Origin of the sequence: Streptomyces sp. AC602_WCS936, from assembly GCF_019049125.1 — a bacterium.
In the GTDB taxonomy this organism is placed as follows: domain Bacteria; phylum Actinomycetota; class Actinomycetes; order Streptomycetales; family Streptomycetaceae; genus Streptomyces.
Window position 1 is genome coordinate 340,131 of the sequence record NZ_JAGMUF010000112.1, and the last position, 17,398, is coordinate 357,528.

The window sequence follows — 17,398 nt, forward strand, 5'->3', positions numbered from 1 at the left end:
TCCAGGAACCCGTCGGTGGTGGACTCCGCATCGGGCGCGCCACCAGCAGGGGCAGCGCGCGAAAGGCACACCGGGCCGACGTCCTGCACGTTTCCGAGAACTCGCCCGGCCTCGCAGCCCCGTGAGGACGATCCCGAACCACCGTACCGGCGACCATGTCGCCGTCGGCCTCGCCGCCGCCCACGCGAAGGGCGTGGTCCGTCACCACCGTCCCCACAAGGAGCAACAGTGACCGAGGTGCCCGGAGGCACGAGTCCCCGTACCGAAATCCTGGCCCTCCTGCTCGAGCCGCTGGGGGTCGACGCCATGGCCGGACAGGCCGCCCTCCGGCGGCTCGCCGAGAACGTGGACGCGGTGGCGCAGGAGTACGGGTGTGCCGGTCTGCCCGCGTACGGGAGCACGCTTTCGTGGGTCTCGGACGCCGTGTCTGTGTGCGTCGAGGAACACGAGCTGGCCGGTACGGCGGCAGACCCCGACGAGGCCAGGGCTCTGCGGGAGTTGGCGCGGGTCGAAGGAGCGCGGTCGCACCTTCGGGCCCTTGAGGGTGTCCCGGTGGAGGCGCTGCGGACGGACCGCGCGGCGGTGACGACCGCGGAACGACTGATACCCAAGGCCCTTGAACCGTACTGTCGTGCGGATCACGACTGGCCCGAGGAGATCTGGCGTTCGATCGGCGACATCGACGTCGACGGCGCTCTGGCCGACCTGAACCGTCCCCGCGCCACCCGTCGGGCGGTGGCAGCGCGGGAACTCGTGCTCCAGTACAGCGTTTCGGCGGCCCAGGATCTGCACAACCGGGAGCTGGCGGCGCGGCTGGAGAAAGTGCGGGACTGCGTCGCGGCGCGGAAGACGTACGACACGTTCCTCTCCGCACAGCCGGGATGGTGGCGCTGGCTCGGGCCCGACGCGCACTCCGGGTTCAGGTCGGACCGGCGTGAAGCCCTGGTGTGGGCGCTCACGGCCCGCGACACCGGCGCCCTGTCGGGGAGCGCTCTGGAACTGCTCGCAACGGACGACTGCCGGACCGTGCTCGCACACGCGCCGCGGCCGACGCCGGCACTGACAGTGGCTGTTCCTCCCACCTCCGCCACGTCCCAGCCCGCACCGCCGCCGGCCACGAGTTCGGCCGCACGGCTCGCCTCGGGGCTCCTCGCGGTCGGCTCCCGGCACGACGCCGGCCGGCTGCGCGCTCTCGAGTCCTGGTACGCGAAGAACATCGCGCTGTTCGACCGGGTGGCGGCGGCCATGGACCTGCGGGAGAGCGATCCCCGGCTCCGCGAGGCTCTCGACCCCCTGGTCGGCGAACTCGCCCTGCCGCCCGGAGCGGTGGACACGAGCCGCTCGGACTACCGCACCGTCCAGGCCGTTCTCCGGGCCGAGGTCGAAGACCTCCTGCGGCGAACGGGGCGAACGGGGCACTCCGAGCACGCCGTGGAGAGCGAGGGACTCGTCAGGGTCATCGGCCGCGTCGGAACGGTCGAGCGTGAACTTCGCGATGCCATACGACCCCTGCCTGCCGTCCGAGGCAAGCTGCTCGTGGCCATCGCTGGAAGAACCAAGTCCGGGAAGACCACGCTCCGCAAGGCCCTGACCCGCGACGCGGACCGGTCCGGGATCGGGCGAGGGGCCCACCGCACCACACGGAGGACCTCCGCGTTCGATGTCGGACCCGTAACCTACCTGGACACGCCCGGCTTCGCCGCGAAGGACGACGACTTCGACGCGCAGCACGCGCGGGCGGCCTGCGACAGCGCCGACGCGGTCATCTGGAACTACGCCGACACGATGCACGACGAGGAGGCCGCGGAGTTCCAGCGACTTCTCCTCTCGGGGAAACCGCTGCTGGCCGTCGTCAATGTGAAGGGGAGGGTCAACGAAACCGCGCGCCTCGCGGTCTTCGCCGACTCCCCGGACAGGGAGTTCAACACAGCGTCGGGGCACGCCGCTCGGATCGAGCAGGTTGCTCGCGCGGCCGGGACCGCCCCGCCCGTCGTCCTCACGGTCCACTCCGGTGCCGCGCACGAGTCGCTGTCCGTGGAGGATCGCGAGCTGGGCGACAAGGCCCTGGAGGCGAGCAGACTTCTCGAACTGGAGTTGGCCCTCTCCCAGCTCCTGGCAGAGCGATCGATTCCGCTTCGTGCCGTACGGCTGGCCGAGGACGTGCGACGGCCGCTCGCCGCCTTCCACGACGGGACGGCCGAAGAACTCCCGCGGATCGGTCTCGCACTCGACGCACTCGAACGCTCGACACCGGGTGAGCGGGCCGCGCTGCTCGAAGCGTTCCGGGCCGCAGGCCGCGAGGCGCGCGAACGTCTCAAAGCCGAACGTCACCGGGCCCGGGAGCGGTTGCCGGAGACGGTCCGGAACCTGGGCGGCGAGGACCACGCCCAGCGGTGGAGCGACTTCCTCACCGAACTGGAGTGGGACGGCCTCATCCTCGCTCTTGAGGACGAACTCGCGCAGCGAGCGCGGGAACGGGGACGGACCCTGCGTGCACCCGCGAGCACTCAGGAGCGGCAGGACGACGAACACCCGCGCGTGGAACCGCAGCCCGCCCCGAAGATCGCTTCAGTCGCCGTCAAGGGGGCGGCCACCACCCTCCTGGAATCGCTCTCCACCGAGGGTCTCTCCAAGGGACTCACCAAGGTGTTCTCCAAGAAACTGGCCACCTCCGCCGCCACCACCGCTGCCTCCGTTCCCGCTACCGCGGCGCTCTACGCGACGGATGCCCTGCTCGGTGCGATGAAAGCGGTCAGCAGCGAGATCGACCGCGCACGGCAGGCGAAGGAGGAGTGGGCCAGAACGGCCACGGAAGTGGCCGAGACCTGCCTCGACGATGTGTTCAACTGGGTCGACGCCCGGCTGGCGAGCGTCCTCGAGGACGCGACGGCCCAGGTCGAGGCCCAGTTCGCGGCAGAGACCGCGGGCATCGCCAGCACCCGCGAGCGGTTCGAACGGCTCGACCGGCTGCGGTCGTCCGTGCGGTCCGCCCTCGACACGATCGACCTCACGCTGGCACGCCGACTGCTGGCCCTCGCCGGCGGGGACCCGGCGGCCGTCCGCCGAGCACGCCGGACGCCGGGGGTCGAACTCCGCGTCTGGGCCGATACGTCCCGCGTCGCGGACGTGCGGGCACACCTGCACAAGCACCTTGTGGATGTCCTCACCGAGCGGATCGAGGTCTGCCCGGATTCAAGAAGCGGAGAAGGCGATGGGACTGCGGACGACGGCTGACGGGAGGCCGAGCGCCCCCGTGCTCGCCCTGAGCGCACGGGCCGAGGAGGTGCTGAACGCCCACTCGCGCACCCGGGACCTGACAGCCTCCCTGCCCCGCACGGACACGGGCCCGCTACGGATCGCGCTCCTGGGCCCGTACAGCGCCGGGAAGTCGACACTCGTCGCCGCACTCCTCCGACTCCCGGCTGCGGAGGTCGAGAAACTCGTCGACGCGGCGCCCAAGACGCTGAAGGAGACGCCGTACCCGTGGAACGGCGTGACCCTGGTCGACCTGCCCGGAACACTGTCGGGTGACGACTCGCACCTTGCCTCAGCCGAACGCGGTGTGCGCGGCGCAGACGCGCTGATGATCGTGACGACGAGCGAACTGCCGGGCGAGGCGGAGACGGAGGCCATTGTCCGGGCCCTCGACGCCGACGGTTTCGCCGACCGAAGTGTGGTCGTCGTCAACAAGATGAACGCCGAGAACAGCGACCGCGAGGTCATCCTCGACGAGATACGCAAACGGCTCGGCCCCTTCGCCGACCGCGTCCCGATCGTCCCGACCGATGCCCGCGACTTCGTTGACGCGATCAACGATCCCGATCTCGCGGACGAAGAACGTGAGTTGCTGTCTTCCGGGAGCGGCATCGACGCTCTCACCGCCGAGTTGCGGAGAATCGTCGCTCCCGGCGTCAGCGGTGTCCGGCCCAAGGCGCAGGCGTACGAACTCCTCCGGGTTCTGGCGGACGCCGAAGAGATGTGGCACCTCCACGGCGAGGACCTCGACGCCGTACGGACCGCGGAGAAGGTCGAGGCGTCACTCTCCCGCGCGAGGGAGGGCGTACTGAAGGCCCTGGAGAGGGAGAGCGAGGTCCTCGCCGCCAGGATCAGAACGGAAGGGGGCCGGATCGCCGACAGCGTCTCGGAGAAGAACGCCACCGTCCCGACCGGCATCGCGACCGACGTCGCCGGAAAGCTGGTCGATTCCCACACCGACTTCGACATCAACTTCTCCTCCTCGACGAGGGCGGCGTACGACGCACTGACCGCCGAGTACGGAGATGTCGTACCGGAGCCCGAGGAGTGGGTGAACGACGTCAATCCGCCCGACGCGAATCCCACCACGCCCACGAAGTCACCTCTCGAAGAAGCCGTCAAGAAGGCGGCGGAGAAGGCCGCGAAGCAGGGCGCCGGGAAGCTGTCGGAGTGGCTCAGGAAGATCGCGAACGACAAGGAGCAGGCAGCGGCCGTAGTGGACTGGCTCAACAAGAACAAGGTGGGCCAGAAGCTGCTCGACTCCGGCGGGAAGGTCACCAACGGCGTGAAGAAGTTCAAGCCGTGGGGCAAGGTCAACGCGACCAACAAGGTCTGCAGCTGGGCCGGAAAGGCACATTGGGCGGCGACGGCCATGGGCCCCACCCTGGAAGCGGTGAGCATCATCCAGGACCAGAGCGAACGGATGGCGGTGGACAAACGCCGAAAGGAACTCCGGGACCACTTCGCCAACGTGGCGCTCCAGCAGCGGGACAGCCTGGTCGACGCCGGCGAAGAGCACCTGCGCGAGTGGATCGCCGACGTGGAACACGCACTGGGTGATCTCACCCGTCCGGGCGGGCAGATCGGCGCCACACGCGAGGCGGCGCTGAAAGAGATCGGAAGTCTGCGCGACGCGGCCAAGAAGCTCGTCGAGCAGGCCGCAGGCTGACCCGGCGGGCCGGGGCCCCGGCAAGCGGACGTCCCGGCGGCGTACGCGGTCGCTGACCGCACGACCGCCTGGACGAAGGACATCTCATTCCCCCGCCACGAACCCCGCGCACCGCGCCCACTCCTCACGCCCGAAGGCGAAACGGGGACGCGTCACGTCCTTCGAGTCTCGGGCGTGGATGGCCGATTCGGTACCGGGCGCGGTCGCCGGCCGCACTCGCAGGAGTGTCAGACCCGCGTACACCACACAAAGGGCGACCGTACGGCAACCGTGCGTACGCGACGCGCCTCTGGCAGACGCCCTCCGCGCCCGCCACCGTGGTCCCATGAGCACAACCATCCCCCAGCGCCACGCCGCCACACGGACGTTCACGCAGCAGCTGTCATCCACCCGGCGCGGTGCCCGCCTCGCCCGTCTGCTCACCTGCGAGCAGCTGCGGACCTGGCAGACGCCGCCCGGTGTCACCGACCGCGCGGAACAGATCGTCGCGGAGCTGGCCTCCAACGCGGCACTGCACGGCCGGGTGCAAGGCCACGACTTCCGACTCTTCCTCAGCCACGACCCGGCAGCCGGCGTCCTGCGCATCGCGGTCACCGACGCTCGCGGGGACCGACTCCCCCCTCCCCCGACGGACTTCCCTCCCTTGACGGACTGCGTCACGTCGCCGGACGATGAGTCGGGCCGAGGGCTGCTCATCGTCGCCGCCCTCGCCGACCGCTGGGGCAACGAGTCGTATCCGCCGGGCGGCAAGACCGTCTGGGCCGAGTGCGACGACCTTCACCCGTCGAGCCGCCTCGTTGCGAAGGCACAGCCCTCTTGACGATCGCAACTCCTTGATCAAGCCAACGAGTCAATCCTCATTGCTCTACGCGGTGTTGAACAAATACCTTGTCGTTCGCCTTCACGAACACAGAGCATGTCGTCGAGAAGAGGCGGGGGCGGGGCATGGTTGTGGTGATGGCTGCTGCGGCTGTCGACCGTGCTGATCGCGTTCGCCGTGGGCGTGTACGGGTGCGGTGTCGCGACGGGTCTGATCGAGTTCGCGTACACCCGCCTCTATGCGAACCAGTCCGGGCTGTCGTCGTTCCCCACCGCCTGACGAACCACCTCACGGAGCAGTCACATGTCATCGTTCCCCGGCCCCGGATTCCGCTTCTACGAGGTTCAGGATCTGCTGGCGGCGTACGCGGCACACGACTACACCTTCTCCGACTCCCCCGAGGCGCCCGGCCCGGCCCTGTCCGCCTACCTCAGGATCGTGTCCGAGGATCCCCGACGGGCGGCAACCGCCGTGCAGCAGCTCGACGAGCTTCTTCGCGCTGGTCTTGGGTCGTCCGAGATCGCGGACGACGTGGAACTGCTTCCGGAGATCGTGCCGCCGTCGGGCAGAAGTGTCGAGGACTGTCTCCGCATCATCCGCGGGCACCTGGTCCGCCAGATCGAGAATCCGGTACCGGCGGTCCAGTCCGTGCCCACCGGCAAGTGGGAGTACCAAGCACGCTTCCCCGAACTGAACCAGTTCCTCGGGGGCTACTTCCATCAGGACTTCTTCGAGGAGTACGCCTCCTACAGTGAGGCCGTCGGCGACTACTTGTCAGGGGCCTCCGAGGGCGACCGGGAGCAACTCGTCAGGGACATCTCGGACCTGCTGTCACTGGCCACCACGGACAGGGAGCTGAAGCAGGCCACCTCGGTCCTCGGTATGGATGTGTCGCCCCCGTCAGGTATCGGGATCCGGCAGTGGCTGAACGACGTGCACGACATCGTCTCCCGCTACTCGCGGGAGTGAACGAGTTGCTGCTGCCCTGGCATGGGCGTCACGTTCCGCGGGGGCAGTGGAAGACTGCCCATCCTTCAGCCCCGTTTCACCCTCCCACAGGAAGCCTGGAACGGGTTCCTGTCGTACCCTTCCCCGCGCTGATCCCCTGCCAGAAGGCGATCAGGGCGCGGGCCGTCTCGGTAGGGCGCTCCACGTTGGGAGAGTGGTCGGCGCCTTCGATGATCGTCCGGTCGGCGGCGAGGTGGGTGGCCATGCTGTCCTGCCACGGGACTGGCCAGGCGTAGTCGCTGCTGCCGGAGAGGACCAGTTTGGGGATCGGTACGGCGGCCAGTTCGGCGATCCGGTCCGGTTCCGTGAGGAGTTGGCGACCCGTCGTGGTGAGCTGCTCGGAAACGGTGTTGAGCCAGCGACGGTGGAGGAACTCCGCGACGTCGGCGGGGATTTCGGCCGCTGCCTGCTCCGATCGCGGTGACTTCTGCATCTCCTGCCACAGGACATCCTTGCCCAGCGTCGGCAGCCACTCGACGAGCAGCTGTACACGCTTCTGCTGCTCGGGCTGAACGGCGGCCGGGCCCGATCCCACCAGGGTCAGGGAGGCCCAGGGACAGGGAACCGCGGCGGCGAGGACGGCCCGGCGGGCGGTCAGGGCACCCATGGAGTGCCCGAGTAGGTGCACCGGGGTGCCCGGTTCCTCGCCCAGTGCCGTTGTCTGAGCGTGTACGTCGGCGGCCAGTTCGTGCTGCGCGTACGCCTTCTCGTCCGCCGGGCCGGGAGTTTCGTGCTGGCCTCGGCCATCGACCGCCACCGCGCGGTAGCCCGCCTCGCTCAGCGGCTGCAGCAGGGGCAGGAAGTCCTCCTTGCTGCCGATGAAGCCGGGCACGAGCAGCACGGTGCCGACGTGTGGGATGTCGGCGGGTGGGGCGCAGTCGAGGGCGGCAAAGGACCCTCGGTCGGTCTTCAGGAGTCCTGCGCGTGTCCGTGGGGGGAGGGCGAGGCTGGGGGGTCGGCTCATGGGAGGAGGGTAGAGGAGGAGAGGCCGACGTTCGCTCGGTGTTCGACTACGGCGCAGGGGCGTTCAGTTCCTGCCGGACCCGGGTGAGGAAGGCGCCGACCCGGCGCAGGTCCCGGTGCGGGGTGAGGCCGGAGACCAGCCGGAGAACGTAGTCGCGGGCACGGCAGGAGTCGACCCGCCGGAGGATGTCCACCGAGCGGTGTCCGAGGGCCAGGCTCTGTTCCAGGTCTCCTGCCTTGAGGTGGGCGGTGGCGACGACCACGAGCCGCATGCCCACCGATCGGGTGAAGGCGTTCGGCGCCATCGCCTCCGCCTGCTCGTGCCAGGCGAAACACGCCCGGGGGTTGTCGAGGTCGCGGTGAATCTCGGCGGCGTCGGCGGCGAGACGGGGGTGGGTGAAGAAGTCGAGCCACTCCGGTGCGCCATCGGGGCGTGCGACGTCGAGGAGATGCTCGGCGGCCGCGAGGGCGGTGCCGGCCGATCGGCCGTCGCTCGCGCGGGCGTGAGCGCGGGCCTCGATGAGTCGGGCGAACGCCAGGACACGGGTACTTGCGTGGTGCGTGGCCGGGCCGAGCGCGCCGTGGATCATGTCGAGCGCTGTGGCAGGACGGCTGTAGAGGGCGGTGTGCAGGGCCATGGTGGCCAGGACATAGGTGGTCGCGTCGGGATCGTCCGCCGCGCGCGCCCAGTACAGGGCACGGTCGAAGTGACGGCGGGCGACAGCGTGTCGCCCCGTGTCGAGCGCGGCCCAGCCGGCCAGGCGGGCCAGTTCGGCGCAGATCGAGCAGAGCTCGTGCTCGCGGGTGGGCGACAGGGGCCGGCCGAAGAGGGGGAGAGCCCACTGGTCGAGCAGATGGCTCGCGGCCTGGGCCTGGGCGCTGCCGCCGCCGTACCTGGAGTCGCCGTGCCGGACGGCCGCGACGGCGCGGTGCAGGGCCGCGATCTCCTCCCGGCGGACCTGGTGGCGGTCCGTTGGTCCGGACGGTTGCCCCGGGGGGGCGGCCGTGGTTGGGCAGGGCGGCGGCCAGGGTGGCGCCGCCCGTCGCGGAGAGCAGTATTCGACGGTTCAGACGGTTCATGGGACTCTTCCCGTCGGTCGGCTGTCGGCTGTCGGCTGTCGGCTCAGGCTGCCGTCGCGAGCTGCCCGGCCAGATCCCGTACGTCTTTCAGGTAGGCGACCACGGCCGGCTCGCGGCGCCAGGGTGCGAGCGACTCGGTGTAGATCTTCAGGTAGTCGAGTCCGCGGATGCTCTGGAGCCGGGCGAACAGCCGCAGGGACTCACCTCCCAGCCGCAGCGAGTGCTCCAGCTCGCCCGACTGGGCGTGGGCAGTCGCCAGGACGGACAGCCGGATGCCGCGCGAACGCGCGTAAGCGTCCCCGGGCATCGAGCCCAGGGCGTGCCAGGAGAAGGTGGACCGGGGATGCCCGAGGTCGCGGAAGATCTCCGTGGCGTCGGTGACGATCCGCTGCCGCGAGAAGAACTCGATCCAGGGGCGCTCCCCGACGCCCTCCGCCGCACCACGTTCCTGGAGCCGCTCGGCGGTCGCGAGACAGGAGGCGGCTGCCCGGGCGTCCCGCTGCCGGGCGTGGGCACGTGCCTCGATGAGCTTGGCGAATCCCAGCACGCGCGGGTCGGCGGTGGGGACCCGCTCGTAGGCGCCTTGCGCCATGTCGATGGCCTGGGAGGTGAAGCCCCGCATCAGCGCCTGCATGGCCATGGTGCTGAGCACGTAGGACCCGAGATGCACGTCGCTGCCCGCCTTGGCCAGCCGTAGTGCCTGGATGAAGTGGCGCTGGGCGACCTGGTGCTGGCCGGCGTCGAAGGCGGTCCAGCCGGCCAGTCTGGCCATCTCGGCGGTCACCGAGAACAGGTTGCGTCCGTCGCGCTCGGTGTACCGGCCGTCCAGTAGTGGAGTGACCCGTTCGTACAGATAGGCGGTGAGTGAGCGGGACTTCCAGGTCGCACCTCCGAACCGGGAGTCCCACAGCCGGGCGGAGTCGGCCGCCTCCCGCAGTTCCTGGATGTGTGACTGGTCAACGGTGATCCGACCGGAGGGGGGTGACAGGGGCTCGGTCGGGTTGACGAGCCACCGGGTCACCGGTTCGGAGAAGACCGAGACCACGAAGGGCGAGCTGGCGAGGAAGGTCCGCCGATTCACTGTGCTCCAATACGACGATGCTTCGGTGATCGCGTCGCGTTGGCCCCTGGGAAACTCCAGACCGGCGTCGCGGTCCAGATGACCCGGCCGCTCCATTCCGATCTCTCCCAGGCCGACCGGCCTGCCCAGCCCTTCGGACAACACCGCACAGATGTGCTGCGGCACGGGCCAGCGCGGGCGTACGCCACGCCGACACCAGTTGGCCACGGAAGTGTGCGTGTATTCACTGGTGGTTCCGTGCGACACGCAGATCTGATTGAGGCGGTGGGCAAGTCTTTTGTGACTGATACCGGATTCCTCGATCAAGCTCTCCAGCCGGACGTTTCGCTGCGGTCGGGATTGCTTCTCCGCGGCCACGTCAGTCACGTGCGCCCACCTCCTCCGAGGGCCGACTACGCGTGAACACCACTATAGAGGCGTTCAGTTGACGTGAGCGTCAGCCGCGATTCATGAGCCCCCCCATGAGCCCTGCCGAGGGTTCACGGTCGGCTGATCTCCTGATGAAAGACAACCCGGTTCCCAGAAAGGAGAGGATCGTGGGAAAGAACGGAAAGAGGAATTCCGTGCAGGTCGGGCAGGGACGTGCCAGGCGTTGGATGGTACTTACGGCTCGATGGTCCGCCACGTTGCTGTGCGCCTATGTGCCGTTGGCGGACCAGCTGGCGCCCCTGATGCCCACCCCACTGCTCAACATTCTGGCCCTGCTCGCCGGGTTGCATGCGCTTCTGCCGCTCGGCGGCACGCCGCCCGCGGTTCCTGCGAGGGAAGCCGCGTCGCCGGTCTGCCGTTCCGGCTCCGAGCGCTGGGCGCGCACCGCCGACACCTGCCGCCCGGTACGTGCCGCCGGTAGCCCATGGGCCGTCGCACGTCTCCGCGGCCGCAAGCGGCTCGACGGCCCGAGGCGTGCCGTACCCACCGCACGGAACGGGTGCACCGGCCACGGTGCCCGTACCGACTGCTCGAGAGGGCGGCGGACTGTCCCGAGTCGCCTCGGTCGCGGGCGGACGGACGGGGTCCCACGCACCGGGGGCCACGTTCGTCCCCACTCCGACGAGGGGAGCGTATGACCGTTCTGGGGAGGCACGTCACCTTCGCTCCCCACCCCACGTGACCGCCCGTCTCGCGCACGTCCCACGCCGGCGTCCGTACGGTGACGCAGCGTACGAGCCACGGCCCTGGCGGCCCACCTCCGCCACCGTGGCCCCCGAGTGTTACGGCCGAGTAGCTGATCACGTCCACTGACGTACATCCCCTTCGAGGACACCCGCAGGCACGGGGACCACCCGGTCCGCCGCCGACCCCCGAGGGGGCGGAAGCGGCGGACCGGACGCGGACCTCACGCGTCGAGCGCCACGCACTGCCGGAGCAGCGGTTCCAGGCGCAACTGTGTGTCCTCGCGGTCGAACACCTGGAAGGTGTCCAGGCAGGTGAAGACCCAGCGGGCCTCCTCCTCGTCGTCGATCTGGCAAGCGACGGCGGTCACGGCGCTCTCCACGTCGAACGTGCCCGCACCGAACTCCTTGGCCAGGGTGCGGTAGCCGGTCGCGAGCAGCGCGTTCGTGTAGACGCCGGTCGCCTTGGCGAAGGCGCGGGCGGCCGAGCGGTCGGTGAGCAGTCCGGCCAGATGGTGCAGTGCCTGGTCCGGGTCGCCGAGTTCTTCGTGCAGCCGGTGCGCCCGGTCGACCAGCAAGGGCCAGCCACCGGTCAGGGCGTGGAGCCGTTCCAGACGGTCGTCCGTGTGGAACATCTCGACCCGTTGGGCCCAGCCGCGCAGGCCGCGGTGGTCGTGGCGGCGCAGTGCGACGGGGGCGGCCGATGTCGGTTCCGCGCCCGTCAGCAGCGTGCGCCACAGGTCCATCTGTCCGGGATCGGTCACGATGACCACCGCGCGGGTGACTCCCGGTGTGTGCGGCAGCAGGGTCTCGGCCAGGTCGACGGCCTCGCGGCACGTCTCGGGTTTCGCCTCGTAGCTGGCGAAGTCGCTGATGACCACCCGCCGTTCCCGCGGACGTCCGCCGGTGAGCTCCTGCTTGTAGACGCTGGGCCTGCCGACGGGCGGCAGCTTCCAGTCGGCGATCCGGCCGGCGACCGTGCGCAGTGTGTCTCCCACGTCGGTGACGCCGGTGGCCGGTGTGCCCAGGACGATCCGCGTCTGGTTGGCGCGCTCGCCGAGGAGGTCGTCGAGCTGGGTGATGGTAAGCGGCGCGGGCCTGCCGTCCGGAAGGTCCGGCCGGCCCTCCTGCACGATGCTCTCCTGCAGTATGCAGTCCCGTTCGGCCCTCAGCAGCCGGGCCTCCACCTCGTGCGACGTGCCGATCATGCGCAGCGCGTTCGGTCCACGCAGGTGCCAGCCCTGGCCGTCGTTGTTGGGTGCCAGGATTCCCAGGCCCACCATCTCCGAGAGGTAGGCCCGGAAGCCCTCGGTATCGAGCTGCTCGAAGCCGTTGCGCCAGAAGGTCTCGCACTCCTCGCGCAGTTCGGCGTCGCTCAGTCGCATCTCAAGGCCGTGGTGCCGGGCGTGGTGGGCCAGCACGTTGGCGATGACGTCGTAGCGGTGGTCCAGGCTCAGCGTGTCCTTGAAGGCCGCCGAGATGCCGTCCCGGAGGTCGGTGTCCGACTCCACGGCCTCGATGTCGGCGGCTCCCACCGTGTACGGAGGGGCCTCGGCTCCACGCCGTGCGCGTTTGCGGTGCATCACCTCGACCAGCCTGTGCCCGAACATCTGGAGCAGGAACGGCTGGTACGAGCAGTAGCCCAGCACCCGGTTGACCAGGTCGACGTCGGCGAACTCGAAGCCGAGCGCCCGCATCGGCTCCACCAGGAGGTCGGCGGCGAACTGCGGGGCGAGCGGGCCGATCACCTTCGGCGTCTGCGCGAGGTGTCCGAACGGGCCGTTGCTCGCGAGCTTGGAGAACCGCTGGACGGAGTGGAGACCGGCGAAGACGACCTTGGCCCGGTCCTTGGTGTCGGATCCGAGTCCCTTGAGCTTCTTGGTCTGGTCGAACCGGGGGGCGTCCGCCTCGAAGAACTGGTCGCACTCGTCGAGCAGAATCAGCAGGCGGCGCCGGGAGTCCCCGTCGAGCCAGGCGCGGATCGCCGCACGCACACGCTCTGAGATGTCCTTCTGGGCTTTCCGGCCATGCGGCCGGCCCAGCACTCCGGCACCGGTCAGCTCACGGTCCAGGACGCTCCACAGGGCCTCGGGTCCCAGGGAGCTGCCCTTGCCGATGTTCTCCTGGTCGAGGTTGATGTACACCGCCTGGTGGTGTCCGCGGCCCTGCTTCACGAAGTGTTCCCCGGCGTCGCTGAGCAGCGCCGACTTTCCGAGGCCCCGGCCACCGAAGATGACCTGGGTGCCCCTGGGGTCGAGGATGCTCTTGCGTTCGGCGTCCCGGCCGTAGAACATCTCGCCGCCGATCCGGCCGCGCTTCTCCCGGATGTACGGGTTGACCCCGGAGAACGGCAGCAGTGTCTGCGTGGCCGTGCTGACCTGACGGTATCCACTGGCGGCGAGATAGGCGAGGGCCGCGTCGTCCACGACCAGCATCGGCCGCAGCCCGGCGGAACGGGCGGCGAGCTCGATGCGGGCCTCACGGCCGAGGGTGCCGAAGTAGACGACGAGGAGGCTGCTCGCGCTGGTGTCACGGGAGGCCAGGCTCATGACGACCTTGGCGGGTGGACGGCCCCAGACCATCAGGACGCTGAGGCTGCCGCCCTGCTCCTTGATCTGCGAGCCGAAGTCGGGTGCCTTCGCCCGGCCGTTGATCTCGACCTCGGTCACCTCGAAGAAGCGGTACTCGCGCCGGTGCGGCGACCGCTCGTCCAGCGGCTTGGCGCTCTTGGCGTCGTATCCCAGGAGTTTGAGGGCCGGCAGCAGTTGCCGCCGGGCGGAGATGTCCAGCCGGTCCTTCGGTTCCGTGGCACCCAGCTCACGCCACTCGTTGAGGGCGTCCGCCGCCAGTGTGGCCTCGTCGCTGGAGAGGTTCCCGTAGTCCAGCACAGGAATGGCCGGGTGCTTCCCGCCGGAGCGGACGAGTTCGACGAGGTCGGGGCCGATGCCCTTGGGCAGTCCGTCGGGCACTCCGGGAAAGAACTCCGTCAGATGGCTCTCGCCCGCCTCGATCTCCGGGACGGGCTCACCGATCTCCAGGAAGTAGACGAGGTCGGCCGCCGTGGCCAGGCCGCCGGTGTCCAGGTGGCGCAGCACCTGGTCCCGCTCGTCCGCCCTGAGTTCCAGGGCGTCGAGCCGGGCCCGGATCCGGTCGGTGGCCTGCTGCCGGAAGGCAGGCAGGTCCTCCCGCACCTCGTCCAGCGCCCGCCGTACGCCGAGCAGGTCGTGGGTGCCCGTGTCGTCGAGACACGCGCGGGCGTCGGCCAGCAGTTCCTGCAGTCGCAAGTCCTGGTCGTCAGTGACCGCTCCGTCGGCCTGGGCGCGGTGCAGCTCTCCGAGGAGTTCGTGGTGTGCCGCCTTCAGCTCCGTCCGCCTCGTGGCCTCCCGCAGCTCGATCTCTACGGCAGGAGGCGGTGCGAAGACCGCGTCCTGCGGGCCGGGCAGCTGCCCGCGGGCGGCCAGGTCCACGATCGTCCGTGCCGCCGTGAACGCGTCATGTGCCAGCCGTTCCGCGAGAGCGTCGGCCCAGCCGCGATGAACCGCTGCCAGGAGCCGTTCCAGTGGCGGACGCTCACCGAGCGTGTCACACACCTTCAGCAATTCCACGTCCAGGACGAGTCCGGGGTCCGCCCCGCCGCCGGGACGGGTGGTCCCGGTTGCTCCGGCCAGCAGGGCGAAGAGCTCCTCCATGGAGGTACGGGCAGCCCACGCGGCAGCGGCGGCCACGGGGCCCGAGCACCGTGCCAGCTGCTCCAGGTCCGTCAGCACGCTCTCCCGCCGGTCGAGCATCGAGCGGCGCAGGGAGGAGATCTCCTTGACCGCCCGCTCCCCGTCGGTTCGGTCACCCCGACGGGTCCCCTCCACGACCAGGCACCAGTCCTTGGCCAAATCGGCGACCCGCCCGACCAGGTGAACCAGGTCCTGTCGTCCCGATCCCTGGAGCGGTTTGCCGCTGGAGGAACGGTACTTACGGTCCATGCGGTCGATCTCGCTGTTGACCTCGGACAGCTTCGACAGGCGTTCGGCCTGGTCACGGACGTCCGGCAGGGCGTCACGGTCGTCCTCGGTCACGGCCGTCAGCAGCGAGCCCAGCAGCCCGCCGTCCGGAGCCAGCCAGCGCTTGGCGATCTCCGTCGCCCGTGCGAACCGTCGCCGCTGAGGCGCGAGGAGAGCTCGGCCCTGCTCACGCAGCTCTCGCAGCCGGGCCTCGGCCTCGGAGGCGTCGGCAATGACGAGCAGCGGAGAGGCGATCATCAGCGCACCGCTGAGGGCACGGTCCGCGACAGCAGTCGCGACCTCACCGAGCGATCCCGGAAGCCGGGGCACCAAGGCCTTGAGCTGGGCCCCCGCCAGGTGGTCGCCGGTCACCAAGGCCGTACGCAACAGGGCGGGAAGCAGGATCAGCTCGCTGCCGTCCACTTCGCGACCGGCGGAACCGCCGTGCTGCTGGAGCAGGTCCGCGACCAGTCGTGCGCCGTGGCTGTTGCCGGAGGTGAGCTGTGCCGCCGCGCCGGCCATCCGGAGCGCCGTGACCTGCGGCTCCGGTCGGCCCGACGCGCGTGCCACGTGGTGGGCCAGGCCGAAACGCCGCTCCACGACGAGGCGCGCCAGCGTCTGCTCGACCGAGGCCTCGTCGGCGTCCTGGTCCGCGTGAGGGTGTGTCGCAGGTGCCTTCTCATCATGCGGCACGTCGGAAGGGTCGGAAGGGGATACCGGTGAGGGCGCCGGGGCGGATCCCTGTGGGCCGTCACCGGCGGACTCCGTGATCAGGGAACGGGTGGCCTTGGGCGCGGCCCCGGCCGCGTCCGGCTCCACGTCGTCGGTTCCCCGAGCCCGGCCGGGTCGAGGCCCGACGGCGCTCCCGTCGGGCTGCTCGCCGGTCTCCTCAGCCCTTGTGGTCCGTGCGCTGTTGCCGTCCGGCTTCTCGGCCGGGCGATCGCCGTTCGCCACACTGTCGGCGGGCGCGGTGGCGTCGTCGGTCCCACCCTCCGTCCCGGCCGCGTCGGACGTGGCCGGCTCGGGCGTGGAACCGGCTTCCACCGGCTGCGTCAACGTCAGTTCGTGTGCCATGACCGCGGCCATGGCACACGCGGGCACTTGCACGACCCGTTTCTGCAGGGCAAGGATCTCCGCCGCGGAGTCCGTCCGCCGTCCCAGGCGGACGAGCTCGACGAGAGCGGTGAGGCCATCGGCCTCCTGCCGTTCCGTCTCCGCCCATGCCGGGGAGTCCAGCAGGCGGCGGGCTGCCATGCGTGCCGCCTCCGCGGCGGAGGCCGCTGGGCTGTCGGGCGGGCATCCGACGGTCAACAGTTCCCTCAGTGCCTCCCGTGACCGCAGGTCGCGCTCGCGTGCCGCCCGGTGCTCCTGCGCTGCCCGCACCAGGTCCTCAAAGCGAAGGGTGACCGAAGCGATGCCAACGCTGCGGAACGCGGCATCGGCGCCGTCGAAGATCGCTCCCAGCCCGGTCAATTGCAGTAGATCTCCCTCGTGCGGCAGGCGTCCGTCCTCGACCGCTTCAGCCACCCTGCGGGCGGCTTGCCGCGCTCGCGCCAGGGCGTCCTCCAGCAGTCGGCAGGCCTCCTCCGGTTCCGTCGGGTTCTCGGCCCGGGTCTCACCAGTCGTCGGCTTGGGCACGTCCTCTGCGGTGGCGGGGTTTGGCGCAACGGCGTCGGCAGCAGTGGCGCCCGCGTCCGTCCGGCCGGCTTCGGGAGCCCGCTCCCCCGCTGTCTCGGGTAGTGGTCCCAGGCCGTCGTCCGGGTCGCCGGGGGCGAAGCCCGGGTAGGCCTCTACCAGGGTCTGCGCCGTGGCACGGACAGCGGCGAGTCGGGTGGCATCCTCCTCATCCACCGACATGCCGAACCAGTCATGATCCGACATCCAGACGAGGATGCGGGCATCGGCGACGGAAGCGTTGCACCACGCGAATACGGCACCGCGGACGAGGGTTCCACCCCACCGGGAGACCGGGTCGGGGACGGTCTCGTCGTCCTGTGCGAAGACCGACCTGCCCACGTCGTTCATCACGGTGTGCGTGAGTTCCTTGACGCCGCAGACACAGGAGTTCTGCCGGGATTCGCGTCGCAGCCTGGCCAGAATGTCCCGACATAGCGCGCTGCCCGCCCGTCGCGGGGCCGCCATCCGGATTCCCAGTCGGCGCAGCAGATCCTGCCTGTGCTTCGGCGGGAGCGAGTTGAAGGCCAGTTCCACCATGCCGGCCGTGATGTCCTCCAAGGCGCCGGCGGCCGGGTGTTCGAGGGCGTTGAGCGCTGCGGCCAGAGCGCCGAGGCGCTCGGCCGACACGCCCTGCGGGGACAACGGCGGCCCCGCGACGACGTGGTACCGGTCCTGCATGAATGATGCTCCGTTCTGTGGCTGGTTCTGCGGATGGGGCTCACTCGGCGTCGAGGAGCT

General features: G+C 70.1%; 8 protein-coding genes. 4 read left to right on the forward strand and 4 right to left on the reverse strand.

Annotated features, from left to right (window positions below):
* Positions 1–228: 228 nt before the first annotated feature.
* From KUM03_RS31210 to KUM03_RS31225, 4 genes are all read left to right on the forward strand, one after another.
* Positions 229–3,234 carry a GTPase gene (locus tag KUM03_RS31210; RefSeq protein ID WP_217253911.1) on the forward strand — a complete coding sequence of 1,002 codons (3,006 nt, stop codon included), beginning with the start codon at positions 229–231 and terminating at the stop codon, positions 3,232–3,234.
* Positions 3,212–4,924: a GTPase gene (locus KUM03_RS31215; protein ID WP_217253912.1), complete on the forward strand. Its 1,713-nt coding sequence runs from the start codon at positions 3,212–3,214 to the stop codon at positions 4,922–4,924. The genes KUM03_RS31210 and KUM03_RS31215 overlap by 23 nt, the downstream gene beginning before the upstream one ends.
* A gap of 325 nt (positions 4,925–5,249) precedes the next feature.
* Positions 5,250–5,744 carry an ATP-binding protein gene (locus KUM03_RS31220; protein WP_217253913.1) on the forward strand — a complete coding sequence of 165 codons (495 nt, stop codon included), beginning with the start codon at positions 5,250–5,252 and terminating at the stop codon, positions 5,742–5,744.
* Between the two features lie 303 nt (positions 5,745–6,047).
* Entirely contained in the window at positions 6,048–6,713 is a 666-nt protein-coding gene (locus tag KUM03_RS31225) for a contact-dependent growth inhibition system immunity protein (protein ID WP_217253914.1), read from the forward strand.
* A 76-nt stretch (positions 6,714–6,789) separates the two neighbouring features.
* On the opposite strand, the gene KUM03_RS31230 is transcribed toward KUM03_RS31225, so the two are convergent.
* The 4 genes from KUM03_RS31230 to KUM03_RS31245 all read right to left on the reverse strand — a co-directional run bounded on the left by KUM03_RS31230 (position 6,790) and on the right by KUM03_RS31245 (position 17,338).
* Positions 6,790–7,716 (reverse strand): alpha/beta fold hydrolase, encoded by a 927-nt coding sequence (locus KUM03_RS31230; RefSeq protein ID WP_217253915.1) that lies wholly within the window; start codon positions 7,714–7,716, stop codon positions 6,790–6,792.
* Positions 7,717–7,762: 46 nt separating this feature from the next.
* Positions 7,763–8,353, reverse strand: coding sequence for a hypothetical protein (locus KUM03_RS31235; RefSeq protein ID WP_217253916.1), 591 nt, complete (start codon positions 8,351–8,353; stop codon positions 7,763–7,765).
* A 485-nt stretch (positions 8,354–8,838) separates the two neighbouring features.
* The gene (locus KUM03_RS31240) at positions 8,839–9,876 is read right to left on the reverse strand and encodes a sporulation protein (RefSeq protein ID WP_308406454.1); all 1,038 of its coding nucleotides are present in this window, start codon (positions 9,874–9,876) and stop codon (positions 8,839–8,841) included.
* 1,336 nt (positions 9,877–11,212) lie between these two features.
* Positions 11,213–17,338 carry a hypothetical protein gene (locus tag KUM03_RS31245; protein ID WP_217253918.1) on the reverse strand — a complete coding sequence of 2,042 codons (6,126 nt, stop codon included), beginning with the start codon at positions 17,336–17,338 and terminating at the stop codon, positions 11,213–11,215.
* Between the last annotated feature and the right edge of the window lie 60 nt (positions 17,339–17,398).